Annotated in this window: 21 protein-coding genes; 9 read left to right on the top strand and 12 right to left on the bottom strand. The window is 73.8% G+C overall.

Annotation, left to right across the window (positions count from 1 at the left end):
• Positions 1-3: 3 nt before the first annotated feature.
• Positions 4-1,866, bottom strand: coding sequence for an AfsR/SARP family transcriptional regulator (locus ACZ6JS_RS09310; RefSeq protein ID WP_469297020.1), 1,863 nt, complete (start codon positions 1,864-1,866; stop codon positions 4-6).
• Between the two features lie 213 nt (positions 1,867-2,079).
• On the opposite strand from ACZ6JS_RS09310, the gene ACZ6JS_RS09305 reads away from it, so the two are divergent.
• A complete protein-coding gene (locus tag ACZ6JS_RS09305; protein ID WP_136231323.1) occupies positions 2,080-2,286 on the top strand; it encodes a hypothetical protein in 207 nt (68 codons plus the stop codon).
• Between the two features lie 129 nt (positions 2,287-2,415).
• Here ACZ6JS_RS09305 and ACZ6JS_RS09300 read toward each other — a convergent pair whose 3' ends face one another.
• Both ACZ6JS_RS09300 and ACZ6JS_RS09295 read right to left on the bottom strand, forming a co-directional pair.
• Complete coding sequence (locus tag ACZ6JS_RS09300) at positions 2,416-5,457, bottom strand: AfsR/SARP family transcriptional regulator (protein WP_469297019.1); 3,042 nt, start codon at positions 5,455-5,457, stop codon at positions 2,416-2,418.
• A gap of 139 nt (positions 5,458-5,596) precedes the next feature.
• Complete coding sequence (locus ACZ6JS_RS09295) at positions 5,597-6,067, bottom strand: MarR family winged helix-turn-helix transcriptional regulator (RefSeq protein ID WP_469297018.1); 471 nt, start codon at positions 6,065-6,067, stop codon at positions 5,597-5,599.
• A 369-nt stretch (positions 6,068-6,436) separates the two neighbouring features.
• Between ACZ6JS_RS09295 and ACZ6JS_RS09290 the strand changes: the two genes are divergently transcribed.
• Positions 6,437-7,942 (top strand): FUSC family protein, encoded by a 1,506-nt coding sequence (locus ACZ6JS_RS09290; RefSeq protein WP_469297017.1) that lies wholly within the window; start codon positions 6,437-6,439, stop codon positions 7,940-7,942.
• Here the strand turns inward: ACZ6JS_RS09290 and ACZ6JS_RS09285 are convergent.
• The gene (locus tag ACZ6JS_RS09285) at positions 7,932-10,229 is read right to left on the bottom strand and encodes a HelD family protein (protein WP_469297016.1); all 2,298 of its coding nucleotides are present in this window, start codon (positions 10,227-10,229) and stop codon (positions 7,932-7,934) included. The two genes, ACZ6JS_RS09290 and ACZ6JS_RS09285, sit on opposite strands and share 11 nt — an antisense overlap.
• Positions 10,230-10,369: 140 nt before the next feature.
• Between ACZ6JS_RS09285 and ACZ6JS_RS09280 the strand changes: the two genes are divergently transcribed.
• The 3 genes from ACZ6JS_RS09280 (at position 10,370) to ACZ6JS_RS09270 (ending at position 13,489) form a co-directional block, all read left to right on the top strand.
• Entirely contained in the window at positions 10,370-10,960 is a 591-nt protein-coding gene (locus ACZ6JS_RS09280) for a GNAT family N-acetyltransferase (protein WP_469297015.1), read from the top strand.
• Between the two features lie 266 nt (positions 10,961-11,226).
• Positions 11,227-12,363, top strand: a complete 1,137-nt coding sequence (locus ACZ6JS_RS09275) for a nitric oxide synthase oxygenase (protein ID WP_469297014.1) — start codon at positions 11,227-11,229, stop codon at positions 12,361-12,363.
• A gap of 55 nt (positions 12,364-12,418) precedes the next feature.
• Positions 12,419-13,489 (top strand): lactonase family protein, encoded by a 1,071-nt coding sequence (locus tag ACZ6JS_RS09270; protein WP_469297013.1) that lies wholly within the window; start codon positions 12,419-12,421, stop codon positions 13,487-13,489.
• Between the two features lie 63 nt (positions 13,490-13,552).
• On the opposite strand, the gene ACZ6JS_RS09265 is transcribed toward ACZ6JS_RS09270, so the two are convergent.
• From ACZ6JS_RS09265 to ACZ6JS_RS09255, 3 genes are all read right to left on the bottom strand, one after another.
• Entirely contained in the window at positions 13,553-14,467 is a 915-nt protein-coding gene (locus ACZ6JS_RS09265) for a sirohydrochlorin chelatase (protein ID WP_469297012.1), read from the bottom strand.
• Between the two features lie 96 nt (positions 14,468-14,563).
• Entirely contained in the window at positions 14,564-15,250 is a 687-nt protein-coding gene (locus ACZ6JS_RS09260; protein ID WP_030657563.1) for a uracil-DNA glycosylase, read from the bottom strand.
• Between the two features lie 11 nt (positions 15,251-15,261).
• On the bottom strand, positions 15,262-16,353 hold the full coding sequence (locus ACZ6JS_RS09255; RefSeq protein ID WP_469297011.1) for a WD40/YVTN/BNR-like repeat-containing protein: 1,092 nt from the start codon (positions 16,351-16,353) through the stop codon (positions 15,262-15,264).
• Between the two features lie 226 nt (positions 16,354-16,579).
• Between ACZ6JS_RS09255 and ACZ6JS_RS09250 the strand changes: the two genes are divergently transcribed.
• The 3 genes from ACZ6JS_RS09250 (at position 16,580) to ACZ6JS_RS09240 (ending at position 19,650) form a co-directional block, all read left to right on the top strand.
• A complete protein-coding gene (locus tag ACZ6JS_RS09250) occupies positions 16,580-17,923 on the top strand; it encodes a wax ester/triacylglycerol synthase family O-acyltransferase (protein ID WP_469297010.1) in 1,344 nt (447 codons plus the stop codon).
• A 79-nt stretch (positions 17,924-18,002) separates the two neighbouring features.
• Complete coding sequence (locus ACZ6JS_RS09245) at positions 18,003-19,112, top strand: NADH:flavin oxidoreductase/NADH oxidase (protein ID WP_469297009.1); 1,110 nt, start codon at positions 18,003-18,005, stop codon at positions 19,110-19,112.
• Positions 19,113-19,302: 190 nt separating this feature from the next.
• Positions 19,303-19,650, top strand: a complete 348-nt coding sequence (locus ACZ6JS_RS09240; RefSeq protein WP_469297008.1) for an ArsR/SmtB family transcription factor — start codon at positions 19,303-19,305, stop codon at positions 19,648-19,650.
• 315 nt (positions 19,651-19,965) lie between these two features.
• Here the strand turns inward: ACZ6JS_RS09240 and ACZ6JS_RS09235 are convergent, their stop codons facing one another.
• On the bottom strand, positions 19,966-21,339 hold the full coding sequence (locus ACZ6JS_RS09235) for an FAD-dependent oxidoreductase (RefSeq protein ID WP_469297007.1): 1,374 nt from the start codon (positions 21,337-21,339) through the stop codon (positions 19,966-19,968).
• Positions 21,340-21,391: 52 nt separating this feature from the next.
• Positions 21,392-22,099 carry a DUF305 domain-containing protein gene (locus tag ACZ6JS_RS09230; protein WP_469297006.1) on the bottom strand — a complete coding sequence of 236 codons (708 nt, stop codon included), beginning with the start codon at positions 22,097-22,099 and terminating at the stop codon, positions 21,392-21,394.
• 63 nt (positions 22,100-22,162) lie between these two features.
• Here ACZ6JS_RS09230 and ACZ6JS_RS09225 point away from each other — a divergent pair, with 63 nt between their 5' ends.
• A complete protein-coding gene (locus ACZ6JS_RS09225) occupies positions 22,163-23,659 on the top strand; it encodes an LVIVD repeat-containing protein (protein ID WP_469297005.1) in 1,497 nt (498 codons plus the stop codon).
• An 11-nt stretch (positions 23,660-23,670) separates the two neighbouring features.
• On the opposite strand, the gene ACZ6JS_RS09220 is transcribed toward ACZ6JS_RS09225, so the two are convergent.
• The 3 genes from ACZ6JS_RS09220 to ACZ6JS_RS09210 all read right to left on the bottom strand — a co-directional run bounded on the left by ACZ6JS_RS09220 (position 23,671) and on the right by ACZ6JS_RS09210 (position 26,390).
• Complete coding sequence (locus ACZ6JS_RS09220; RefSeq protein WP_469297004.1) at positions 23,671-24,300, bottom strand: TetR/AcrR family transcriptional regulator; 630 nt, start codon at positions 24,298-24,300, stop codon at positions 23,671-23,673.
• Positions 24,301-24,754: 454 nt separating this feature from the next.
• Complete coding sequence (locus tag ACZ6JS_RS09215; RefSeq protein ID WP_469297003.1) at positions 24,755-25,405, bottom strand: phosphatase PAP2 family protein; 651 nt, start codon at positions 25,403-25,405, stop codon at positions 24,755-24,757.
• A gap of 46 nt (positions 25,406-25,451) precedes the next feature.
• Positions 25,452-26,390, bottom strand: a complete 939-nt coding sequence (locus ACZ6JS_RS09210) for a M56 family metallopeptidase (protein ID WP_469297002.1) — start codon at positions 26,388-26,390, stop codon at positions 25,452-25,454.
• Positions 26,391-26,397: the final 7 nt, after the last annotated feature.

Raw genomic sequence — 26,397 nt, 5'->3', positions numbered from 1 at the left:
AGGCTAGGGGCGGTGAGTTAGCCGCCGGTTATGCTCCGCGCGGCCGGCCGGCCCGCCGGGCATCGGAGCCCGCCGCTCCTGCAGGGAGAGCGCGAAGAGGCGTACGAGCGGGTGGAACAGGTAGCAGGGCTGGCCCCACTCGTCGGCGCCGCTGACCTCCAGCAGGGCCGCGTCGGCGAGCGCCTCCAGCAGCCTCTCGGCCTCGGCCTCCGGCAGGGCCAGTTCCGTGGCGGCCTCCGCGGCCGGGAACGGCTGTGCCCCCAGTGCGGCCAGTGCCGGGAACACCGCCCGCACTTCGGGCTCCAGTGCACGCCAGGACGGCAGCAGGGAGGTGTGCACGTCCAGGTCGCCCGAGTGCAGCTCCCGCAGCCGGGTGACGGGATCCGCCAGCCTGCGGGCGAGCCGGTCCGGGGTGCAGTGCGGCCGGGCGGCGATCCGGGTGCCGACGATCCGCAGCGCCAACGGCAGGCCGGCGCAGTGCTCGACGATCGCGGACGCGGCGCCGGGCGCGGCCGCCACCCGCGCGGGGCCTGCCGCCGCGGCGAGCAGCTCCAGCGAATCCCGCGCCTCCAGGGGTGCGAGGGCCACCGTGTGCGCGCCGGCCACGGTGGGCAGGGCCGTACGCCCCGTCACCAGGACCGCGGGCTCCGGGGAGTTGGGCAGCAGCGGCCCCAGCTGGGCGGCTCCCGAGGCGTTGTCGAGCACGATGAGCAGCTGCCTCCCCCGGGTCCGCTCCCGGTAGAGGCGCACCAGCTGGTCCTGGTCGTCGGCGGCCGGTACGTCGTCCGTCGGGCCCAGTGCCCGCAGCAGACGGCGCAGCACCCGGGCCGGGTGGCGCGGGGTGCCGTCCGCGGCGCGCAGGTCGGCGTACAGCTGTCCGTCGGGGAAGTGCCGCTGGCAGCGGTGGGCCGCGTGCACGGCCAGGGCGGTCTTGCCCAGCCCCGCCATGCCGGTGACCAGCACCCGGCGGGGCCGTCCGGCACCCTGTCCGTCCGGGGCCAGGGCGCGGCACACCAACTCCAGTTCGGGACCCCGGCCCGTGAAGTCGACGGTGTCCGGGGGCAGCATGGCGGGAGCCGCGGCCGGCGGGCCGGAGGGTCGCGGCCGGGCGCCGGCGCGGACGGCGGGGGCGGCTCCCGGCCACCGGTCGAGGGTGCCGTCGAGCAGTGCCCGGTAGGTGGCCTGGAGCTCCTCGCCGGGATTGACCCCGAGCTCGTCCGCGAGCACCGCCCGGCCGTGGTGGTAGAGATGGATGGCGTCCGCCTGCCGCCCGGACCGGCACAGGGCGGTCATCAGCTGGCACCGGATGCGCTCGCGCAACGGGAACTCCGCGACGAGCCCGGTGAGTTCACCGGTGATCTGCTCGTGCCGGCCGAGGGCGAGGTCCGCGGCGATGCGGTGCTCCAAGGTCACGGCCCGCGCCTCCGTCAGCCGCGGGGCCTCGGCGTCGGCGAGGTATTCCGTGGCGTTCGCGAAGGGCTGCCCGTTCCACCGGGCCAGGGCGCCGCGCAGCAGCTCACCGGCCCGCTCGAAGTCCTCCTTGATCAATGCTTCGCGGCCGCCCAGCGCCAGCTTCTCGAATTCGTTCAGATCGACGGTCGCATTACCGATGCTCATGGCATATCCCGGCGGTCTGCGATCGATCATTACTTCGTCGCCGAGAATCTTGCGCAGGCGCGAAATATAGGTGTAGAGCTGTGCGCTGACGGTGGCCGGGGGCGCCCAGCCCCACAGCAGCCGGCACAGCCGCTCGTCCGACACGACCTCTTCGCGGGCCAGGAGGAGCGCCGCGAGCACGGTGTGCAGCTTCGCCCCGGAGAACGCGACCCGGTGGCCGTCCCGCCGTACCTCTACTGGCCCGAGCACTCGGAATTCCATGTACCGCCCCATCCGTGATTCCCGAGAAGAATCTTCGAACGAAGCTAGAGGAGTGCGTTGTCCCCTCGATATCGTGTCGATTTCGCGGGGGGCTCGGGTCACGAAATCGATGGAACACGGAAGAGAAAGGAGCCGTCCCTACTGTTCCATTCGTGCCGCAGCGAGCGGTGCAGAGATGATCCACCGAGAGGGGAATCCGAGATGCGCAGCACCCGGACGGCGAAGACGACGGCCGCTTGCCTGGTCGTTCTTGCGGGGATGTTCGTGGGCAACGGGGTCGCCTCGGCCGGTACGGCGCAGGCGGGCACCAGCGTCCAGGCGGACGACATGCCCTGGGGAGTCGTCAAGCCGCTGCACCCCTCGTACCCCGGCTCCGCCGGCACGAACGGCGACATGCCCTGGGGCTGACCGCCCCGGCGGCGCCACAGGCGTACCGCACCCCGCACGAACCGAGAATCCGCACCACTGCACCACCGCGAATCCGCACCGCACTTCCGCGCATTGCGCCGCCGCGGCCCGATCCGTACCGGACGGGCGTCAGTCCGCCGGATGCGCCAGCAGGGCCGTCAGTTCCTCCGGAGTGAAGGAACGATGCGGCAGCCCTCCGGTCTCCCCACCGCCCGGCTCTCCCCCCGCATCCACGGCCGTCAGCAGCCGGCCCGCCTGCGCCCGCCAGGGCTGCGCGCCGACCTCGCCGAAGCCGGCACAGGCCCGCCGGAACCTCTCCGCCGCCTCCGCACAGCGGCCCCCGAGCGCGTCCACGCACCCGAGGTCCGTCTCCACCCGGGCGTACAGGAACCGGTCCGCCAGCTCATCAGTGATCTCCAGGGCCTGCTGCAGCGTGTCCCCCGCCGCCTGCAGCAGGCCCTGGCTCCACTGCGTCTGGCCGAGGCCCCGCAGCGCGTGCGCCTCGCCGACCCGGTCGCCCTCGCCGCGGGTCAGCCGCAGCACGGCGCCGAAGGCCTCGGCCGCCTCCCCGAGATCCCCCGCGCGCAGCCGCACCTCGGCCAGCCGGTACACGCTCTGCGCCTCGGCCCGTACCGATCCGGTACGGCGGCTGAGCGCCACCGCCTGCTCCGCGAGCGGCAGCGCGCCGCCCACGTTTCCCCGGTCCAGTTCGATCTGCGCCTGGAACCCCAGCAGATGGGCCTCGTTCCCGATGTCACCGGAGTCGTGGAAACCGCCGAGCGCCGCCTCGCAGTACTGCAGCGCCCGCTCCCAGTCGCCCTGGAACCGCGCGCACATCGCCAGGTTCCGCTGCGCGAGCGCCGCCCCGCCCAGGTCTCCCGTGGTGCGCAGCAGCCGCAAGGCGGCCATGTTCCAGCCCTCTGCCTGCTCGTAGCGCCGCTGGTAGATCGCCAGCGACCCCAGCAGCCGCAGCATCGTCGCCTCGCCCGGCTCGTCCCCGGCCCGCCGGGCCGAGGCGAGCGCCTGCTCGGCGCTGCGCTGCCAGTCCTCCAGGTAGTTCTTCGTCTCGAAGTGCGGCACCGCGCTCTCGGTCAGCATCCAGGCGTAATCGGCCCGGCCCGTCTCCGCCGCCTGGGCCACCACGTCGGTCACGGCGGTGCGCTCCGACTCGAACCAGTCCATCGGCGAGTCCAGCAGTTCGTCGGCGAGCTCGCCAAGGAAGCGGGGGGCGGGCGCCGCCGGCCGGCCCACCGGGAACTTCCGTCCGTCGATCCGCCGGTGCGCCTCCTCGGCCAGCCACAGCCAGGCGCCGAAGGCCCGCTCCAGCGCCGCGTCCGTCTCCCCCTCCGGCTCGTCCGACTCCGCGCGCTCCCTGGCGAACAGGCGCAGCAGGTCCTGGAACCGGTAGCGGGCCGCCCGGCCCGGCGCCGCCTCCGCCACCTCCAGCAGCTGGGCGTCGACCAGGTGGTCGATCAGCTCCTCCGCGTGCCACACGCTGGTGTCCAGTACGGCCGCCCCCGCCCAGGCGGCGAAATCCGCCGTGCGCAGCAGCCCGAGGCGCCGGTACATCCGGGCCGCCTCCGGCGGCAGGTCCCGGTAGGTGAGCCGGAAGCCCGCCCGCACCCCGCCCTCGCCCGGGCTCAGCACGTCGAGCCGGGAGCGGTGGTCGCGCAGCCGCTCCACGAGGCTGCGCACGCTCAGGTTGGGCTTGGCCGCCAGCCGCGCCCCGGCGATCCGCAGCGCCAGCGGCAGGCAGTCGCACAGCGCGCCCAACTGCTCCACGGCCACCGGGTCGCTGCCGAACCGGTCCGCCCCGGCCAGTTTGATCAGCAGGGCCGTCGCCTCGGTCGGCTCCAGCATCCGCAGCCGGATGCTGAGCGCCGTGTAGTCGCCCGTCAGGTCGCTCAGGTTCTCCCGGCTGGTGGCCAGCACCACGCTGCGTCCGGCGCCGGGCAGCAGGGGTCTGAGCTGGTGGAAGGAGCGTACGTTGTCCAGGACGATCAGCGTCTTGCGGGTGCTGAGCAGACTCCGCAGCAGCGAGGCCCGCTCGTCGGGGTCGGCCGGCACCTGGGGCGCGGCGATCCCGAGGGCGCGCAGGAAGCGGTCGAGCACGGCGGCGGGGGAAACCGGCGCCTGCTCCTCGTCGTAGCCCCGCAGGTCGGCGAAGAGCTGGCCGTCGGGGAACTGGTCGGCGACCTGGCTCGCCCAGTGCACCGCCAACGCCGTCTTGCCCACCCCGCCCACGCCCACGATCGTCGCCAGGGCGGGGGTGTGGGGGTTGTACGGTTCCTTCAGCAGCCGGTCAAGCGAGGCCATCTCGCGCTGCCGCCCGGTGAACGCCATGACGCCGGCGGGGAGTTGTGCCGGGATCGTGTGCACGGCGGCCGGCGCGGGGGCGACCACGGCCGGGGGCCGGGTCAGCTCCGGCGAGTCCCGCAGGATCAGGTCGTGCAACTGCCTCAGCCCCGGACCGGGTTCGATCCCGAGCTGCTCGGTCAGTAACCGGCGGCCGTGCAGGAACACGTCGAGGGCCTCGGCCCGCTGGCCCGACCGGTACAGGGCCAGCATGAGGTGCTCGCGGCACTGCTCACGCAGCGGGTGCCGCGCCACCAGTTCGGTGAGCTCGCCGATGAGTGCGCGGTGACGGCCCAGCTGGAGCATCAGCCCCGCGCGCTCCTCGATGAGCGTGAGCCTCATCTGCTCCAGCCGCGTCGCCTCGGCCTCCAGACGGGAACCGGGCGTCTCCTCGAGCGCCGCCCCCCTCCAGATGCTCAGCGCCTCCTCGAACAGCGTGCAGGCTTCCTCGGTGCGGCCGTGCCGGGCGGCGTCGCGGCCCTGGTCGGCCCGCTCCGCGAACTCCTGGACGTCGACGCGGTGCTCACCCTTGGCCAGCAGGTAGCCCGGGGGAGAGGTGATCAGCAGATCGGTCACCCCGGCCTGCTTGAAGGTCTTGCGCAGGGTGGCCACACAGATCGCGATCTGGTTCCGTGCCGTCGCAGGAGGCGAATCCGGCCAGACGGCGTCCACCAGGGTGTCCACGGAGACGACGCGGTCGGCGTAGAGCACCAGCATCGCGAGGACCGTCGCCTGGCGCCGGCCGTTGATGCGCAAGGGGCCGTCCTCGGCCTGGACGAGCAGTGGCCCCAGCAGTCTGAAGACAAACCGATTCAACAGGTCCCCCGCCTTTGAAACCCCGCGTCAGGCGCGAACGGTACCGCAAAGACGATTCCTCGGTGCAGTCAACCTTTGGGAAAAACGGCGGCTGTTTCCGGCCACCTTGTCCGTATAGCGGTAGGGCCGAGCGGGGCCCTCACGGAGAGTCGCCGGTGCCGACCGAGGACAGCGCGCTCGACAGCCCCCGAATGATCTCGGCCGTCCGGTCCACTTCCTCCTCGCCGCCCAGGCTCGCGCACAGGTGCCGGGCCAGTTCGGCCAGACAGGAGTCGACCTCCCGCTTGGCCGCGATGCCCCGTTCGGTCGCGGCGAGCAGTTTCGCCCGCCGGTGCGCCGGGTTGTCCAGGTAGACCGCGAGTCCCTGGGACACCAGCAGGTCCGCTATGCGCTGCACGCTCTGCCGGGTGGTCCCCACGCGCCGGGCCACCTCGGAGACCGACAGGGATTCGCCCGCCACCGTGCTCAGGACCTGCCAGCGTGCCGCGCTGAGCCCGAACGACAGCGCCAGCCGGTCGACGGCCGCGGTGAACCGCCCGTTCAGCCGGAAGACCGCCACGGCGGCCCGGCTGAACGCCTCGGCCTCCCCGGACTCCGCTGTACGCGTCAACGCCGGTCCCCTTCCGTACGTCTTCCGGGTCGCTGCACGATAACAGCGCGTGGTCGCACGCACGAGAGCCGTGCGCGGCCGGGAAGGAGGCCACGGCTGCAACTGGTCCGTTGGCAGATCCATGGCCGACCGAACCTCCCGGCAACCATGCCAATGGCCCTCCCCGGCGCGCACGAGTTGAGCCAGTGGGCCCCCAGGTGCTTATCTGTGTCGTATCCATGTACTTACGGCGCCGCGCAGCGCCGGACGGCAACGAGGCCGGTTCCGGAGCGCGGCGCCTTCGCCGTGCCCGTCCGCAGCCCACCACCCCGGGGCCGCTCCGGGCCGGCGCGCACCACTGCAGGGGGGCGGCACACCGCTGTGAAGAGTATGTTCGTAGCTCCGGATCCGGGGCGTATGAGGCTCAGGACCGCGGCACGCGCCGTGATCGGCGTCGGCGCCGCCGTCGCCCTCGCCGAAGTGTGCGGTCTCTCCCTGACCGCCTCCATCACCGGCGGACTCGCGGCCCTGCTCGCGCTCTTCACCGTCACCGATGCCACCGTGCGCCGCCAGGCCGTCACCACCGCCCTGCTGCCCGCCGCCGGGTTCCCGGTACTGGCCCTCGCCACCGCCCTGCACGGCGTGACCCCGCTCCGGGACGCCGCCTTCGTCCTGGTCGTCTTCTGCGGGGTCTACGCCCGGCGCTGGGGCCCGCGCGGGCACGCGCTCGGGATCTTCGCGTTCATGAACTTCTTCGTCACGCAATTCCTGCACGCCCTCCCCGCCCAGCTCCCCGAGCTCTACGCCGCCGTCGGCCTGGCCCTCGGCGCCGCCGCGGCCGTGCGCTTCCTGCTGTGGCCCATCGAGCGGCGCACCCCGCCGCCCGCCGCCCCCGCGCCGCTGCCCGGCCGCGGCCTCGCCCGGCACACGACCCGGCAGGCCTTCCAGGCCACGGCAGCGTGCGCCGCAGCCCTCTCCGTCGGCCAGGTGCTCTCCGAGGACCGCTGGTACTGGGCCGTCGGCACCGCCTGGTGGATCTTCGTCAACACCGCCTCCCGCGGCGAAACGCTCGTCCGCGGCTTCCGCCGGGTCCTGGGCACCGTCGTCGGCGTGGCCGCCGGCGTACTGATCGCCATCCCGCTGGACGGCGCGCCCGTACCCACCGCCATCCTCGTCGCCGCCTGCGTCTTCGGGATCTTCTACACGGCCGCCGTCTCCTACAGCTGGATGATCCTCGCGGTCACCCTGATGGCGGGGCTGCTCTACGGCCTTCTCGGCGTGCTGGACCCCGGCCTGCTCGTGCTCCGCCTGGAGGAGACGGCAGTCGGAGCCGCGTGCGCCGCGCTGGCCGTCGTACTCGTCCTGCCGGTCACCACCCACGCCACGAACGACGCGTGGATCCAGCGCGCCCTGCACTGCGTGCACGCCGCCACCGCCCAGGCCACCGCGCGCCTCGCCGGCTCCCCGACGGCGGATCCCGCCCCGCACGCCGCCGAGCTGGAGACCCTGCTGGCCCGGGTCCGGATGGCGCTCGCCCCGCTGGTCCACCCGCTCAGCCCGTTCCGGGCCCGCAAGGCCCGCGCCGGCCAGGTCATCGCCCTGCTGGACGACTGCGCCCGCGAGGTGCGCGGCCTGGTGGCCGTCGCCGCCGACCCGGACGCCGGCCACGACGCCCGCCTCGCCGCGGCCTGCTGGCGCGTCGAGGCGGCCGTGCAGGCGCTGACCGCCGGCGAACGGGAACTCGAAGGCCCCGCAGCGGGGGACGCCGCCGCGCCGTCCCCCGCCACCCCCACCGGCCCCGCGCTCGCCCACCTCCAGGGCCTGGAGCGGGCCCTCACCGAACTGGCCACCCCGCTGGGCAGCCACCCGAAGGCGCCGTTCGTCATCAGCGCCTGAGCAGCCCGCCCCAGGCCGGCGCCCGCCCCCCGGGGGCCCGGCCGGGGGAGTGGACCACGCCCAGGGCCTGGGTGGCCCGGGTCAGCGCCACGTACAGGTCGCTCGGCTCGAGATCGGCCGGCTCCACCACGATCACCGTGTCGAACTCCAGCCCCTTGGCCTGCCGCGGATCCAGCAGGACGACCTCCCGGGTCAGATCGGGCTCCGCCCCCTGTCGCACCCCCGGCAGCGCGCCGGCCAGTGCCCCGTGCAGATCCCGCCGCGCGATCACCGCGAGCCGCCCCTCGGCGGGCCGCTCCCGCCGCACCGCCTCCGCGACCGCCCCGGCGAGGTCGTCGGCCGCCCGCGCCCACGGCCGCACTCCGGTGGCACGTACCGACCGCGGCGGTTCGAAACCGGGATCGCGCTCGCGCAGCACGGCCGCCGCCACCTCCATGATCTCGGCCGGAGTGCGGTAGTTGACCCCGAGCCGGACCAGCTCCCAGCGCCCGCCGACGTAGGGCGAGAGGATCCGCTCCCAGGACCCGCAGCCCGCCTCGTCGCCGGTCTGCGCCGGATCGCCGACCAGCGTCATCGAGCGGGTCGGACAGCGCCGCATCAGCAGCCGCCACGCCATCTCCGACAGCTCCTGCGCCTCGTCCACGATGACGTGCCCGAAGGCCCAGGTGCGGTCGGCCGCGGCGCGCTCGGCGGTGCTGCGGTGGTCGGCCTCCTCGTGGCGCTCCGCCATCCGCTCGGCGTCGATGATGTCGTGCGCCGCGAGGTACTCGTTCTCCTGGTCCTCGAACTCGTACGACTGCGAACCCGCGGAGACGTCCAGCACGCCCTGCGCGTACGCGATGCGTAGCTGCCGCTGCCGCTCCTCGGCGGCGCGCAGCGCGCTGTCGTCCTCCCCGAGCAGCTCGGCCGCCTCGTCCAGGAGCGGTACGTCGGCCGGGGTCCAGTCGGGACGCGCCGACGGCGCCCGCCGGACGAGCCGGGCCTCGTCCGCGGTCAGGTGCGTGGGCTCCGCCAGGAAGTCGGCGATCAGCTGCTGCGGGGTCAGCGAGGGCCACAGCGAGTCGATCGCGGCGTGCACGGCGCGGCTCGTCGCGATCTCCTTGCCGAGCTGGGCGACGTCGTCGGGGCCGAGCAGGTTCGGCCCGCCGTACGGATCGGCGCCCAGCCGGTCGGCGAGCTGAGCGGTGAGCGCGTCGATGATCCGGAAGGCGAACGCCGGACGCGCCTGGTTGTGCGGCAGCCCGGTGGCCCGGGCGCGGTCGCGCGCCTCGTGGGCCATCGTGCGGTCCAGGAGCAGGGTCCCGTAGTCGTCGTGGTCGATCTCCAGCGCGGGTTCGGGGACGGTGTCGTACTCCTCGCCGGTGGCCGCGGGCACGTGTTCCGGCAGGCACTGGCGGTCGGCCACGACCCGGGCGAGGACCTGCGCCATCGTGGCGCGGCCCTTGACGGCGGCGGCCCCGGGGCGGTCGGTCCCGGTGGCGTGGACCCCGGGGAACAGCTCGCCCGGGGTGGACAGCAGCACGCCCGTCTCACCGAGCGCGGGGAGCACCCCGCCGATGTAGCCCAGGAAGGCCGGACCCGGTCCGACGATGAGCACCCCGCGTTTGGCGAGCAGCTCGCGGTGGGCGTACAGCAGGTAGGCGGCGCGGTGCAGCGCGACCGCGGTCTTGCCGGTGCCGGGGCCGCCCTCGACGACCAGCACCCCGCGGTGGGTGGAGCGGATGACCCGGTCCTGCTCGGCCTGGATGGTCCGCACGATGTCGTGCATGCGGCCGGTCCGTGCGGCGTCGAGCGCGGCCAGCAGCACGGCGTCCGCGTCGGCGCCCTCGTGGCCGGTGCGCTCCGCGTCGGTCAGGTCGAGGATCTCGTCGTGCAGTGCGGTGACCACCCGGCCACGGCTGCTGATGTGCCGGCGGCGGCGGAGCCCCATCGGGGTGTGCCCGGTGGCGAGGTAGAAGGGGCGGGCGACCTCGGCCCGCCAGTCCAGGACCAGGGGCGTGCGCTCCGCGTCGTCGGCGCGGATGCCGATGCGGCCGATGTGGTGGTCGCGGCCGTCGGAGAACTCCAGACGCCCGAAACACAGGCCGTTCTCACCGGCATTCAGGGCGGAGAGCAGACCGGACTGCTCGGCCACCAGGACGTCGCGCTCCAGGCGCGCCTGAAAACCGGTTCCGACGTCGCGCAGTGCCCCTTCGACCGCCTGTTCGGCCTGGTCGCGCAGGTCGTCGAGGCGCCGATAGAGATCGGTGACGAATTGCTGCTCTTTCCGGAATTCCTCGGTTGACAATTGCGCTCCCGCCGCGATACAGTGTCCTCGTAAGCTTTTTGCGTCATCACCAGAGGTGGAGTCGCGAACTATTTAATATACGCCTCATCCTCCCTCGGCAGCCAATTCGGCCGGGGGATTTTTTGCGTACGGTGGAGCCCATGACCACCGCCGCACCCGGCCCCGCCGCCGGAATCGTCTACCGCCTCGCCCGCCCCGAGGACGCGGGCGCCATCGAGGCCCTGGACAGCTCCTTCACCACCTCCACCGTCTTCGAGGTGACCGCCTCCGGCGACGGCTCCGGCTTCCTGCTCCGCGAGGTCCCCGCGGACCCGCCCGTGTACAAGGCGTTTCCGCCGGAGGAGCACGACGAACAGGAGTTCGCCGGCGCCCGGGGCCCCGACGTGGAGGCAGACACGCGCACCTTCGTGGCCCTCGACGGCGGGGAGCTCTGCGGGTTCGCCGCCGTCGGCTACGCCGCGTGGAACCGTCGGCTCACGATCGAGGACATCGAGGTCGCGCCCGGCCACCGGGGCCGCGGGATCGGCAGGGCCCTGATGGAGCGCGCCGCGGAGTTCGCCCGCGAACGCGGCGCGGAGCACCTCTGGCTGGAGGTCAGCTCGGTCAACGCCCCCGCCGTGCACGCCTACCGGCGCATGGGGTTCACCTTCTGCGGCCTCGACACCGCCCTCTACGGGGGCACGCCCTCCGCGGGGGAGCAGGCTCTGTTCATGAGTCGGCCCTGCCGCTGACCCGTCTCGCCCCGCAGACCCGTCTCGCGCCCGGTGCGCCGGTCGGCGAAATGGCCTGACGGACAGTCAACTCGGTCGGTGCGCGGGATTTTACGCCTGCGCGCTCCTTGTCCGCAGTCAGGTCCATGAGGATCACCCGGAGGAGTGTTCCGGTAGCTCATGCCACACGCCGCTGACCTGCGGCAGGTACAACGGGTAATTGTTTACTGCACATTCATCCGGCACGTACAGGGTGGATCTGGTCGGACAGGGGGTAACCCGCCGGAATGGAAATTCTTCAACAGCGCTCCACCACCGCTCAGGTGTGGCAGGCGGCCGAGGAGTTCATCCGACTCTTCCACAGGGAGAACGCCGGCGCGGGTGATCCGCGCGCCAGGCTCGCCGCCGTGAGGGCGGAACTCGCGGACACCGGTACCTATGTGCACACGCCCGAGGAGCTGGTCCACGGCGCGCGCGTCGCCTGGCGCAACAGCAACCGCTGCATAGGCAGGCTCTACTGGAACTCGCTGCGGGTCCGCGACCGACGCGGACTCGCCGACGCGGACGCGATCGCCGCCGAATGCTTCGACCACCTGCGCGAGGCGACGAACGGCGGCCGCGTCAGACCCACCATCACGGTGTTCGCCCCGGAGGCCCCGGACCGCCCCGGGCCGGTCATCTGGAGCGAGCAGCTCGTCCGGTACGCCGGCTACGGCGACCACCCCTCCATAACCGTCGGCGACGCCCGCAACGCTCCGCTGACCGAGGCCCTGCTCCAACTCGGCTGGTCCGGCGGCGCCGGCACCCCCTTCGACCTCCTCCCGCTGGTGGTCCAGGGAGTCGACGACAAGCCCCGGTGGTTCGACACCCCCGCGGACGCCGTCCTGGAAGTGCCGATCGACCACCCCGACGGCGACGGCTGGGCGGACTGGGGCCTGCGCTGGCACGCCGTGCCCGCCATCTCCAACATGTGCCTGGAGATCGGCGGCATCCACTACCCGGCCGCGCCCTTCAACGGCTGGTACATGGGCACCGAGATCGGCGCCCGCAACCTTGCCGACACCGACCGCTACAACCTCCTGCCCGCCGTCGCCCGCCGCCTGGGCCTGGACACCTCCAGCGACCGCTCCCTGTGGAAGGACCGCGCGCTCGTCGAGCTCAACCGGGCGGTCCTGCACTCCTTCGACCGTGCCGGGGTCACCATCGCCGACCACCACAGCGAGTCCCGGCGCTTCCTCTCCCACATGGAACGGGAGGAGCGCAAGGGCCGCGAGGTCGGCGCGGACTGGTCGTGGATCGTGCCGCCGATGTCCGGCGCCGCGACCCCGGTGTTCCACCGCACCTACGAGGACCGCCCCAGCAGTACGGCCTATGTCCACCATGCCGGCTCGCAGGAGCGGGCCCGGGGGCGGGATTTGGTCTAGACCTTCTGTTACCGTCGGCTCCGGACGGGTCCGAAAGCGGTGAGAGGGGTTTCCTGTGGTCGGCGCGGACAGCACGGACCGAAGCGGCGAACACCGGGCCTACATCGGCTCCTTCACCTCGGGGGGCGGCCGCGGTGTGACCATCGCGGCCGTGGATCCGAAGACCGGGGCGCTGACCCCGCTCTCGGTCGTCACCGCCGAGGATCCGTCGTACCTCGCCCTCGCGCGGGACACAGGCGTCCTCTACGCGGTGAGCGAGACCGAGCGGGGCGGGGTTGCGGCCTTCCGGCCCACCGCCGGGGGCCTCGCCCCGCTCGGCGCACCGGTGCGCGTCGGGGGCTCCGGACCCACCCACGTCAGCGTGGCCGGGCGCCGCCTGTTCACCGCCAACTACACCTCGGGAAGCGTCAGCAGCCTCGCGCTGGCCGCCGACGGCCGCCCGCACGGCCCCGCCCGCGTCCTCCCGCACCGGGGCTGCGGACCCGACACCGTCCGGCAGGACGGTCCGCACGCCCACCAGGTGCTGCCCGACCCCACCGGCCGCTGGGTGCTCAGCGTGGACCTCGGCACCGACTCGGTGCGGGTCTGCTCCCCGCACCCGGTCACGGGGGAGCTGCGCGTGCACGCCGAGACGGCACTGCGCGCCGGGACCGGGCCCCGGCACATGGTCTTCCACCCGGAAGGCGGTGTGGCCTACGTCCTGCACGAGCTGGAGCCGCAGATGACCGTCTGCCGCTGGAACGGCACTTCCGGGCGGCTGGAACCGGTCGGCGAGGTTGCCGTGGCCTCCGCGGGTGCTCCAGGGGCCGTACGGGCGTACCCCTCGGCCGTCGTGGCCTCCCCCGACGGACGGTTCCTCTGGGCGGCCGTCCGCGGCGTCGACGTGCTGGTCACCCTCTCGCTCGCGGACGGGCCGGCCAGGCCGCGGCTCACCGGCACCGTGGACTGCGGGGGAGCGTGGCCGCGGGATCTCGCCGTGGATGCCGCCGGCAGTCGCCTGTACGCGGCCAACGAGCGGTCGGGCGACGTCACCTGGTTCGACGTGGACCCGCTGACCGGGCAGCCGCGCCGGGCCGGCTCAGTGGCCGTGTCCGCCGCGACCTGCGTGGTCCTCGGCCGGTCGTAATGCGCGAAGGCCCCCGCCGGCCGGGGTACCGGTCCGTGGGGGCCTTCGCGCGGTGCGGGCGGGTCAGTGCGCGGGCGAGCCCTGGGGGATGCCCAGAGCCGCGGTGTACTGCGCGACGGCCAGCTTGCCGAGCGCCGGGTAGGCGCCGAGCACCTCGGCGGTGGCGCAGTCGGCTTCCTTGCAGGCGGTGTCCAGCAGCCCCTCGGCTGCCTCCGGGCCGATCAGGTACGGGGCGAGCGCGAGCTGGGTGGAACCCTCGCGGCGCAGCTGCTCGGCGACCGCGGCCACCGAGCCCTCCTGGTCCAGCGCGGCAGCCTGGACGGGCACGGCGAGGCGGGCGGCGAGCAGCATGCCCGTGATCCCGGCGGCCTGCACGGCCTCCTCGCCACCGGTGGTCGCCAGGACGATGCCGTCGGCGGCGGTGGTCACGGTGAAGAGGCGGGCGCGGTCGGCGCGGGCCAGGCCGGCCTCCGAGAGGCGCACGTGCAGGCCCTCGGCGAGCAGCGGGTGGGGGCCGAGGACGTCGGCCAGCTCGGCGGCGGCGGAGGAGTCCATCAGCGCCTGGCGCATCCGGCGCAGCAGGTCGCTGTCCGGGCCGGCCAGCAGCGGGACGACCACGGCGTCCGGGCCGGACTGCTCGGGCACCTCGTGGCCGGCGGCGCGGGCGAACTCCGCGCGCGCAGTCCGGTCGGCCGCGACGGCGCTGAGCACGCCGGACAGGGACGGGAACTCGGAGGCGTCGTCACCCTCGAGGAAACCGATGCGGGCGTCGAGCCCCGGCAGCTCGGAGCGGCCGATGCTGATGATCTCTTCCGCGAGCCCCCGCGAGGCGGCCGACGGCGCACCGGGCACGGCGAGTACCAGCGCGGGCGCGCCCTCGGGCGCAGCCGCGGGCTCGGGCCGGCGGTGCCGTCCGGTCGGGCGGGGTCGCGGCATTCGTACGGGCAGGCCATTTGCGGGGCCGGTGGGGGAGCTCATGGCGCCGCATGCTACTGGCTTATCGGAACAAGGTGTTCGGGCAGGGCCTTCTCGTGCCGCATCTGTCCGTATTTATCCGGTGAATTGCAGATACGCTCAACTGACAGACGGCAAGCGCCAGTCCACAGGCTGTGAACCCTGGCCCACCAGCAGCTCGTTGGTCCGGCTGAACGGCCGGGACCCGAAAAACCCGTAATCAGCCGACTTGGGAGAGGGGTGTGAGGACTCCACCACGGGCAGGTCGCCGAGCAGCGGCCGCAGATTTCGGGCGGCGCGGCCCCACAGGATCGAGACCAGCGGCTTGCCGCGGGCGGCCAGCGCGCGGATGGCCTGGTCGGTGACGGCCTCCCAGCCCTTGCCCTGATGCGCGTTCGACCGGCGGGGCGCGGTCGTGAGCGAGCGGTTGAGCAACAGCACGCCCTGCCGTGTCCACGGCGTGAGGTCGCCGTTCGCGGGCCGGCCGGTCCCTATGTCCCGGTGCATCTCCAGGAAGATGTTGTCCAGGCTCGGCGGTACCGGCCGAACGTCGGGGGCCACCGAGAAGGACAGGCCCACCGCGTGCCCCGGCGTGGGGTACGGGTCCTGCCCCACGATGAGGACCTTGACCTCGTCGAAGGGCTGCTGGAATGCGCGCAGCACATTGGCCCCGGCGGGGACGTACGTCCTCCCCGCCGCGATCTCGGCTCGCAGGAAGTCGCCCATCGCGGCGATCTGCGTCGCCACCGGCTCCAGAGCGCGGGCCCAGCCCGGCTCGACGATCTCGTTCAACGGTCGTGCTGCCACGGTGGATCACTCTACTGGCCGATCGTCGCCGCCCGCACGCACAGGACGTCCGGCAGGTGCTCGGCCAGCAACTGCCAGCTGTCGCCGTCGTCGTGGCTGGCGTACAGCTCGCCGTTGCGGTTGCCGAAGTAGATCCCCGCAGGGTCGGCGTCGTCCGTGCAGAGCGCGTCCCGGAGCACCGTGCCGTAGTGGTCGGAGTCCGGCAGTCCCCGCGTCAGGGGCTCCCAGGTGGCGCCCGCGTCCTCGGTGCGGAAGACCCGGCACCGGTGCTCGGCGGGGACGCGGTCGGAGTCGGCGTTGAGCGGGAAGACGTAGGCGGTGTCCGGCCGGTGCGGGTGGGCCGCCACCGCGAAGCCGAAGTCGGAGGGCAGCCCGCCGCCGATGTCGCTCCAGCGGCCCCCGGCGTCGTCGCTGCGGTAGACGCCCCAGTGGTTCTGCAGGTACAGCCGGTCCGTGTCCCCGGCGTCCCGGGCGATCTTGTGGACGCACTGGCCGAACTCGGGGTTCGGATCCGGCAGGAACACCGCCGAGACGCCGTCGTTGGACGGCTTCCAGCTCGCGCCGCCGTCCTCGGTCCGGAACACCCCGGCGGTGGAGACGGCCACCGTCACCGCGTCCGGGTCGCGGGGATCGGTGAGCACCGTGTGCAGGCCCTCTCCGCCCCCGCCCGGGACCCACTTCCCGCGGGTCGGGTGCTCCCACAGGGGGCGGACCAGCTCGAAGGACTCGCCCCGGTCCGTCGAGCGGAACAGCGCGGCCGGCTCCGTCCCGGCGTAGACCACGTCCGGGGCCTCGGGCCCGGCCGGCTGGAGCTGCCAGACCCGCTCCAGCGAGGCGCCGGTGTCCTGGGGGAACTTCACGGCCGCCCTGGCCGGCTCGCGCCAGGTGGCTCCCAGGTCGTCGGACGTGAAGACGGACGGGCCCCAGTGGGTGCTGTCCCCGCCGACCAGCAGCCGGGGAGTCGGCCCGCGCCGGTCCACGGCCACGGCGTAGACGGCCTGGGCGTTGAAGTGGGGCTCGCTGAACTCCCACGGCCCCTCCCCCCGGCGGCGGCCGATGAACAGTCCCTTTCGGGTTCCCACGAGCAGCAGTACGTCGGCCATGGCCGGCACCTCCGGGCCTCGTCGTCCTTGCGCGCTTCGTTCCTCACAGAGCGTCTTTCCGGCCAGTCTGCACCCGACCACCGACAGGGGCCCGGTGGGCGCCGCGCACCTCGCATCGGATGATCTATACCGATCATTTACCGCCCGGAAATGATTGCGCCTTGCATGGGGGTGTTCGCAATGGGTTGACTTCAAGCCACTGCTTGCAGCACGTGAGAGGACGTACGTGGCCACCGACCACCTGTCTCCGCTCGACCTCGCCTTCTGGCGGATGGAGTCCGCCGACCACCCCATGCACCTGGGCGCCCTCGCCGTCTTCCGCGCCGCCGGACCCCCCGGCTCCGGCGACGGGGGGCACGCCGCCGAACGCGCCGCCGCCCTCCTCGCCTCGCGCTGCGCGGCCGTGCCGGGCCTGCGCCGCCGGATCCGGGACGTGCTGCTGCCGCTCGGCGCCGCCGCCTGGTCGCCGGACCCGGGCTTCGACGCGGCGCGGCACGTCTTCCTCGTCCGCACGGACCGTACTTGCGTGCAGGAGGCCGCGGGCCCGCTGATGGCCCGCCCGCTGGACCGGGAGCTGCCGCCCTGGGAGGCGCACGTGCTGGCCGGGCCTGATCCGGACTCCTTCGCCGTGCTCTTCAAGTTCCACCACGCCCTCGCCGACGGCCTGGGCGCCCTCGCCCTGGCGGCCGCGCTCTTCGACGAGGTCCCGGGTCCGCGGGCTCCGGTGCGCCCGGTCCCGGGGCAGCGGGCCGGCTCCGTCCTGAGCCGTATCCCGGGAGCCCTGGCCGCCCGGGTCCAGGGTGTCGGGCAGGCCCTGGAGATCGGCGCCGCCGTGGCCCGCGGCGGGCTGCCGCTCGGCGTTCCGGCCGCACTCACGGCGGGCCCCGCCGGCGCGGGCGGCCGCACCATCGCCGGTCTCGCGCTCGACCTGGACGAGGTCAACCTGATCCGCAAGGGGGCCGGCGGCACCGTCAACGATGTGCTGATCACGCTGGTGGCCGGAGCGCTGCGGCGCTGGCTGGCCGAGCGCGGCGACCCCGAACCCCTGGGAGCAGGGCCGCGGGCCCTGATCCCCGTGTCCCGCCGCCGCGGGCCCCGGGGCGGCGAAGGCGCCGGGAACCGGCTCTCCGGCTACCTGCTCCGGCTGCCGCTCGCCGAGCCCGATCCGCTGCGCCGGCTGGACCGCGTACGGGCCGGGATGGACCGCAACAAGGACGCCGGCCCCGCCCGCGGCGCGGGGGCCGTCGCCCTGCTCGCGGACCACGTCCACCCGCTCGGCCACCGGCTGGGCGGCCCCCTCGTCGCCCAGGCGGCCCGGCTGCTCTACGACATCCTCGTCACGAGCGTCCCGCTGCCCGGCATCACCTTCTCCCTCGGCGGCAGCCGGGTCCACGAGGTCTATCCGCTCGCCCCGCTGGCCCGCGGCCAGTCCCTCGCGGTCGCGGTCTCCACCTACAAGGGGACGGTCCACTACGGCCTGGTCGCCGACGGGGCCGCGGTCCCGGACCTGGCGGCGCTGGCCGGGGCGCTGCGCGCGGAGCTCGACGAACTTGTACGAGAGGTCTCGTAGTACGAGGAGACTCGTAGTATGGTGATTCTCGTACTTAGTCGCCGATCCCGGCGCGCCCGGTGACCCCTGGAGAGCCCCGATGAGTGCTGCCCCCGCCGTACCCGCCGCCTTCGCCGCCCTGTTCGAGCCGTACACCCTGCGATCGGTCACCGTCCCGAACCGCGTCTGGATGGCCGCGATGTGCCAGTACAGCGCCGAGGCCTCCGGCCCGAACGCGGGCGTCGCCACCGACTGGCACTTCGCCCACTACGCGGCCCGCGCGACCGGCGGCACCGGCCTGATCATCCAGGAGGCCACCGCGGTCTCCCCGGAGGGCCGGATCTCCCCGTACGACCTCGGCATCTGGAACGACACCCAGGTCGAGGCACTGCGCCGGATCACCGGCTTCCTCAAGGCCCGGGGAGCCGTTCCCGGCATCCAGATCGCGCACGCCGGGCGCAAGGCGTCCACCGACCGCACCTGGAAGGGCGGCGCACCGGTGGGCCCCGACGCGCACGGCTGGCAGCCGGTCGCCCCCAGCGCCGTGCCGTTCGCCGAGGGCCACCCCGTCCCGAACGAGCTGACGCCCGATGAGATCGCCGAGATCACCCGCCAGTTCGCGGCCGCGGCCGGGCGGGCGCTCGCGGCGGGCTACGAGGTCGTCGAGATCCACGGCGCCCACGGCTACCTCATCGGGGAGTTCCTTTCCCCGCACAGCAACAGGCGCACCGACGCCTACGGCGGATCCTTCGAGAACCGGACCCGCTTCGCCCTCGAGGTCGTCGACGCCGTGCGGGCGGTGTGGCCCGAGGAGCTCCCGCTCCTCTTCCGGATCTCCGCAACCGACTGGCTGGAGGAGGGGGGCTGGACCGCCGACGAGACCGTGCGCCTGGCCCGGCTCCTCGAGGAGCACGGCGTGGACCTCCTCGACGTCTCCACCGGAGGCCTCGCTCCCGGCGTGACCATCCCGGTCGGCCCCGGCTACCAGGTGCCGTTCGCGGCCCGGGTGAAGGCCGAGACGACCCTTCCCGTGGCCGCGGTCGGCCTGATCACCGAGCCGGAGCAGGCCGAGAAGATCCTGGCCAACGGCGAGGCCGACGCCGTCCTGCTGGGCCGCGAGCTGCTGCGCGACCCCTTCTGGGCCCGCCGCGCGGCCGACGAGCTGGGCGCGTCGATCCGCACCCCCGAGCAGTACCACCGCTCCTGGTGACGGCGGTGCGGCCGCGACCACCGCGCCGCGGCCGCACCCCCGTTCCCGCCGCCTTCAGCGGGCGGTGGCCGACACGGACCGAAACGGAAGACAGCCGTCACGGTGAGGGGTGATTGCAGTGACCCCCCGTCTCCTTCGACAACTCTCGTACCATGGGGGCCGGACCAAGCCGAGTGAGTGGAGCAGGGACATGACGGATCGGGACACCTCCCGCACCCTGGCCCATCCGGAGGCGGCCGAGATCCGCCTGGAGGGCGTACTGCACGCCCTCTCCGACCCGGTGCGGCTCTCCATCGTCCTGGACCTGGCCGGCTCGGCGGACGACCTCGCCTGCTCGCACTTCGACCTGCCGGTCACCAAGTCCACGACCACGCACCACTTCCGCGTCCTGCGGGAGAGCGGTGTCGTACGCCAGGCCTACCGCGGCACCACCAAGCTCAACGCCCTGCGCCGCGACGACCTGGAGGCGCTTTTCCCGGGCCTGCTCGACAGCGTCCTGACGGCTGCCGCGGCCGAGGCGGCCCGGCTCACGGCCTGACGCGGGGGTGTGCTCGGCGATCACCGTCACACCTCTCGGCGACCTCCTCCTCCGTGAGCGGCGGGGGCCCAACCCGCTCTGGGCGGGCAGGCCGTAGCCGGGTGGGGTCGCGCGGCCCGGCACGGCGGCACTCCCGCTCGAGGCCATCGCGGCCGGACGGCCACTCGGAAGCGCCCGTCCGTCGGAACAGGGCATCGGAGAGCGCGGGACCGGCCGGACAGGACCGCCCGCGCCCGGTCCGTGCACGCCGCCGGCGCCTGGACCTGGGGGGCGCGGCCCAGCCGCGGCCCGGAGCCGTCTCCCCGCCGGGGCGGGCTACTGCCCTGACGGGCCTGGCGATCCCGCCGCGGCCAGGAGGCCCGGCCAGTCCGGGATCTTGACGGAGCGTCGGCCCAGGGAGCGCCCCAGGTCGGCCTCGGCGGACTCGATGGCCAGCCAGCCCGGCCACTGGACCGGCTGCAGGCCCGCAGCCCGGAGGGCGTCCAGCGGGTCGCCCGGCAGTTCGCGCCGGGCCAGCGCCCCCGCGTCCTGGAGCAGCGAGGACGCGGTCTCCTTGGCACACGGCCGGTTCGTGCCGATCACCCCGGTCGGCCCCCGCTTGATCCAGCCCGCCACGTACTCGCCCACCGAGGCCCGTCCCGCGCGCAGCACCCGTCCCGCCGCGTGCGGAACCGTGCCCCTGGCCGGGTCGAAGGGCAGCCCGGCCAGGGGCACGCCCATGTACCCGACCGAGCGCAGCACCAGCTGCGCCTCGACGTCCTCGTGGACGCCCGTCCCGGTCACCCCGCCGCGGCCGTCCGGAGCGGTGCGCTCGAAGCGCATCCCGGCGACCCGCCCGTCCGGGCCGCCCAGGACCTCCACCGGGCGCAGGTAGAACCGCAGCGAGATGCTGCGCGGCGCCGCGCCCGGGGCCTCCCCGGCCCAGCCGCGCAGCACCTCCAGATTGCGCCGCGCCACCGCCGGCAGGGCGGCGGCGGCGCCCGGGTCGGTGTACAGGGGGTCGATGGCCAGCTCGGCCGGGTCCGCCCAGGCGTCCACACCCGGCAGCGTGCCCAGTTCCCGCAGCTCCTTGGTGGTGAACCGGCCCTGGGAGGGTCCGCGTCGGGCCACCATCGAGACCCTGCGCAGCCCGCTGTCCGCGAGCGCGCCGAGTGCCGGCTGCGGCATGTCCGTCGGTGCGAGCTCCGCCGCGCCACGGGCCAGGATCCGGGTCACGTCCACCGCGACGTTGCCCGCCCCGACCACCACCGCCTCTTCGACCCCGGACAGGTCGAAGACCTCGGAGGCGGCGTCCGGGTGGCCGCTGTACCAGGACACGAAGGCCGTCGCGGAGTGCACCCCGGCCAGTTCCTCGCCCGGGATCCCCAGCAGCCGGTCCCGCGCCGCGCCCACGCAGTACACGACGGCGTGGTACAGCTCCAGCAGCCGCGGGGCCGGCAGGGCCGTCCCGCCGACCTCGACGTTGCCGAGGAAGCGGATCCGCTCGTCCTCCAGCACGGTGCGCAGACTGCCCTGCAGCGATTTGATCTTCTCGTGGTCCGGTGCGACCCCGTACCGCACGAGCCCGTAGGGGGCGGGCAGCCGGTCCAGTACGTCGACCCGCACTCCGGGCACCTCGCGCTGCTGGACCAGCGTCTGGGCCGCGTAGACCCCGCTGGGTCCCGATCCGACGACGGCGACACGAAGCACGGCGGAGCTCCTCCCGCAGGTGCTCCCAGCATGACACCAGCCCCATCGCGAGTCAGCCCATCGAGCGCATCCGGTGGATCTCGGCGCTCTGCGTGGCCACCACCTCGGTGGCCATCTCCTCGACGGCCGGGTTGTTGCCGCCGGCCAGTGCCTCGCCCGCCATCGTCAGGGCCCCCTCGTGGTGCGCGGTCATCAGCTTCAGGAAGAGCCGGTCGAAGTCGGCGCCCCTGGCGTCGGTCAGCTCCCGCAGCTGCTGTTCGGTCGCCATGCCGGGCATCGATCCGTGGTCGTGATCGTGGTCGGGACCGTGCCCGGGGGCGGCCGTGCCGGAGCCCGCCGCGGGCGCCGGGTGGAGCGCCAACCACTTCTGCATCGCGCCGATTTCGGGCTTCTGGGCGGCCGTGATCCGCTCCGCTAGCCGTCTGACCGGGTCCGTCGCCGCCCGCTCGGGAGCCAGCGCGCTCATCGTCAGCGCCTGCCGGTGGTGTTCGATCATCCGCTGCACGTAGGAGTGGTCGGCGGCGTTCGGGCTGTCGTCGGGTTTCGCCTTGGCGGCCTGGTCGGGGCTGAGCGTGCGTGACTTCTCGCCCGGCCTGCCCGGCGCGACGATCGGGGCCCGCCCGTCGTCGGCCCGGTCCGCACCGTCGTCCTGGCAGGCGGTGAGGGTCAGCAGGAGGCCGGCGGTGGCCGTCGCCGCGGCGAGCCGGAGGGGCCGCGCGGTCGAGGCCTTGCGGCCCCGGAGGTCTTTTGCCATGTCCATGAAGGGAAGATACTGCCGGGGTCCTGGTTCCGTTCCCCTGCGGACGGAACCGATCGGGCTCCCATGGGAGGCACAGTGACCTCGCTACACACCAGGAGAGCGGGCAACAGGAGGGTGGGGGTGGCCGTCGCGGCGGCCGGACTCCTCACGACCCTCCTCGCGGCCGGACCGGCCGCGGCCACCCCGGACCCGGGCGACTTGACGCCCGGCCACGGCAATCACCAGAGCACGGGCGCCGTCGGGGGCGGGGACCTCGCCCCCGGCGCCATCCCCGGCCAGGACGAGATCGTGCACAGCGCCAACATCGAACACCTCGCCAACATCCCCTCCACCGACCCCACGGTGGTCAACTCGGACCTCGCGTTCCAGGGCAAGTACGCCTACGCGGGCAACTACAACGGCTTCACGATCTACGACATCGCCAACCCCAAGGCTCCGAAGAAGGTCTCCGAGGTGCTCTGCCCCGGCGGGCAGAACGACATCTCCGTCGACGGAGACCTGCTCTTCCTCTCCACCGACTCCTCCCGCAGCGACGACTCGTGCAACAGCGTCTCGCAGCCCGCGACGGAGAAGTCCTCGTGGGAGGGCATCAAGATCTTCGACATCAAGGACAAGAAGAACCCCAGGTACATCAAGTCCGTCGAGACCGCCTGCGGCTCCCACACCCACACCCTGGTCCCGGGCCGCAAGGACCTCTACCTCTACGTCGCCTCCTACTCGCCCAACGAGGCCTTCCCCGACTGCAAGCCGCCGCACGACGGCATCTCGGTGGTGAAGGTCCCGAAGAAGAGCCCGACGAAGGCCGCGGTCGTGGCCTTCCCGGTGCTCTTCCCCGACGGCGGCAACCCGGGCGCGCCCGCCAACCCGGGCGTGTCCAGGACGACCGGCTGCCACGACATCACCGTGCTGCCGTCGAAGAACCTGGCCGCCGGCGCCTGCATGGGCGACGGCATCCTCTTCGACATCAGCAGGCCGGAGCAGCCGCGCGTCATCGACCGGGTGCAGGACAACGTGAACTTCGCGTTCTGGCACTCGGCCACCTTCAACGAGCGGGCGAACAAGGTGGTGTTCACCGACGAACTCGGCGGCGGTGGCGGCGCCACCTGCAACGAGGCCACCGGTCCCCAGCGGGGCGCCGACGGGATCTACGACATCACCGGCCGCGGGGACCAGCGCAAACTGGCCTTCCGCAGCTACTTCAAGATCCCCCGCCACCAGGCCGACACCGAGAACTGCGTGGCCCACAACGGCTCGCTGGTCCCCGTCGGCGGCGGCCGCGACATCATGGTGCAGGCCTGGTACCAGGGCGGCGTCTCGGTGTGGGAGTTCACCGACTCGGCCCGGCCCAGGGAGATCGCCTATTTCGAGCGCGGACCGCTGACGACGGACCGGCTCGGCCTCGGCGGTTCCTGGTCGGCGTACTACTACAACGGGCACATCTACTCGAACGACATCGCCAAGGGGCTCGACGTGCTGCGGCTCGACGACTGGCGGACGGACAGCGCCGAGTGGGTCCGCATGGACCGGCTCAACGTACAGACCCAGCCCGAGTACCACTGAACCGCGTGAGGTCAGAGGTGTGAGGGAAACGTTCCGCCGGGCGGCCCGCCGTCCGGCGGGACACCGAGCTCCCAGTCCAGCCCGTAGCGCTGGAACAGCTCCGCCCGCAGCCGCACGGCCGGCATCGGTGCCCCCGGCAGCAGCACCGCCACGACCGCTCCCATCAGCAGGGCGCGCAGCAGCGGGTAGTCGGCGTCCACGTCCGCCGAGCCGTACCGGGCGACAGTGTCCCGCAGCAGCTCCGCCAGCCGCTGCTGCTCCGGGCACTGCACGAACCCCTCGGCCGTGAGGATGCCCGCCATGTGCGTCCGCATCAGCAGCGGTTCGTCCCGGGCGAGGCCCAGGACCGCGTCGATGGCGCGCGCCAGCCGCTCCCGCCCGTCCTCACTGCGCGGCTCCCGCTCCAGCGCGGTGCGCAGGGTGAGGTGCATCAGCCGGTGCACGGCCGACTGCAGCAACTGCCGTTTGCCCGGGAAGTAGTACGAGACCAGGCCGCGCGCCGCGCCCGCCCGGTCGGCGATGTCGCCGAGGGTCGTGGCCTCGTAGCCCCGCTCGGCGACGAGCTCCACCGCGGACTGCAGCAGCCGCTCCCGGGAACGTCTGCGCAATTCTTCATTGACCGATGCGCTGCGCGGGGACATGCTTACTCCTGCGTTGACTGGCTCGCAGCCAATGTACTCAGCGCACGGGGTCGCCTGCTCTGGGTGACACGGGGGATCATCCAGGGCAGGCCACACCACTCGCGGCCGGCCTCGGTTCCAGGGGGCTCGCCCCATGCGTCGCGCCTCGGCCCGGTCGCAGCGTCGGGGAGTCGACGGCATGCCGTTCGGCCCCCGGACGGCGTTCGGAAGGGCCCCGCGCCCAGGCTGTCCACGGTCCCCGCACGAAGCTGCGGACGCGCAGGGTCTCCTTCCGCAGAGCCGTCTGACACGGCCGACCGCCTCGGCGTGGCACGCGCCCGCTCGTGCACGCCCGAGGGTCTGCGGCTGCCGAGCTCGCCCGCGCGGCAACCTGCGCGGCCGGCTGGGAGGTTCACCGGCGAACGAAGGCGGCGGCGCCGATCGGCCCCGGGACGGCCTCCCGGGGGACCCCTCCTCAGCGCTCCTGCGGCTGCGGGGCAGGTCTGCGGCAGCCGACGGGTACCGACACCATCAGAACCACCAGCGCCGCGCCCAGGAGCCAGCCCCCCAGGACGTCCGAGAACCAGTGCACGCCCAGGTACAGCCGGGTGAAGCCGACGCCCGCAACCGAGACGGCCGCCACGGCCCGGACGGCCGGGGCCCACCGCGGGGCCGGGCGGGGCAGCAGCCACAGCAGCATCCCGCACACCACCGTCGCCGTCATGGCGTGGCCGGACGGGTAGGCCGCGAAGTGCGCCGAGTCCACCGGGTCCGACCACACCGGACGCTCCCGCCCCACCGCCGCCTTCAGCCCCTGCTGCACCACCGCGGCGACGACCGCGGCCAGCCCCACCCGCAAGGCCCGCTCCCGGTCGCCGCGCCACCACAGCAGCAGGCAGGCCACGGCGGCCAGCAGCCGCATGGTCCACGGGTCCCAGACCCAGTCGGACAGCACCCGCATGGACTGCGTGACCGCGCTGTGGGCGACGGCGTGGGCGTGCAAATCCCGCGCGATCCGGTCGTCCCAGGCCAGCAGGGGTTGCCAGCCCGCCACCACCAGGGCTGTCAGCACCGCCCCGAGCAGCCCGCAGCCGATCCCCGTCCAACGAAATAGATCGTTCCGCATAGAGGGATCCTTGCACCGGCGGCGGCCGGGCAGGGCCGGGCTCGCGCTACGTCAGCGCGCTCAGCCCCGGCACGAAGGCCACCAGCAGGGGGATCGCCGGTACCAGCGTGGCCAGTGCGGTCAGCCGCAGCCGCCGGCCCGGGGAGAGCCGGGGCGCCGCCGAGAGCAGCCTGCGCACGCGCTGCGGGACGTGCGCCTCAGGGGCCGAGGAGGCCGCGAACACCCCGCGGTCCTCGTTGAGTCCGACCAGCGCCAGGGCGACGGTCAGCCGCCCGAACCGCCGCGAGGCCATGTCGTCGGCGGCCAGCTCCACCAGCCGGTGCATCTCCGCCTCGAAGGCCGCGAAGACCGGCACCTGAGGGAAGCCCCTGGCCAGCGCCCGCGAACAGTGCAGCAGCCAGTCGTGCCGGGCCGTCGCGTGCCCCTGCTCGTGCGCCATCACGGCGTCCAGCTGGCTGCCCTTGAGCCGGCCCAGAGCCGCGGTCGTGACCACCAGCTGAGGGGCCGCTCCCGGGAGCCACCAGGCGTCCGGCCGACGGCCCTCCAGTACGACGAGCCGCGCGCCCGCGGGGTCCTCCCCGGGCAGGAGCGGGGCCCGCTCCAGCAGTTCGCTGCCCTGCGCACGCCGCCGGGCCCGGGCCCGCAGCACCTCCCCGGTGAGCATCGCCCCGGTCCACAGGCCGCCGCCCGCGAGGGCGAGGGCGGTGGCGGCGGCCCACGGGCCGCCGGACGCGCCCAGCGCGTACGCGTCGACCACCCCGTGCGGGGCGGCGGCGAAGAGCCTGCCCCGGACCGCCTGCCAGGCCGCCGCTGCGCTCAGCAGCATGGACAGCCCGAAGCACAGCAGCACCGCGCCGACGACGCACTGCCACACCCACAGGGCCACGACCGGTTCTCGTTCGGGCCACTGGGCCCGGGCCAGCAGACGGGGGGCGAGCACCGCGGTCAGGGCGCCGAGCACGAGGAGGGCGGCGGGGACCATCATGGCCACC

The organism is Streptomyces sp. NPDC046349, assembly GCF_055587885.1.
The sequence above is the reverse complement of the archived record's forward strand: the minus strand, read 5'-3'. Positions and strand labels throughout refer to the sequence as shown.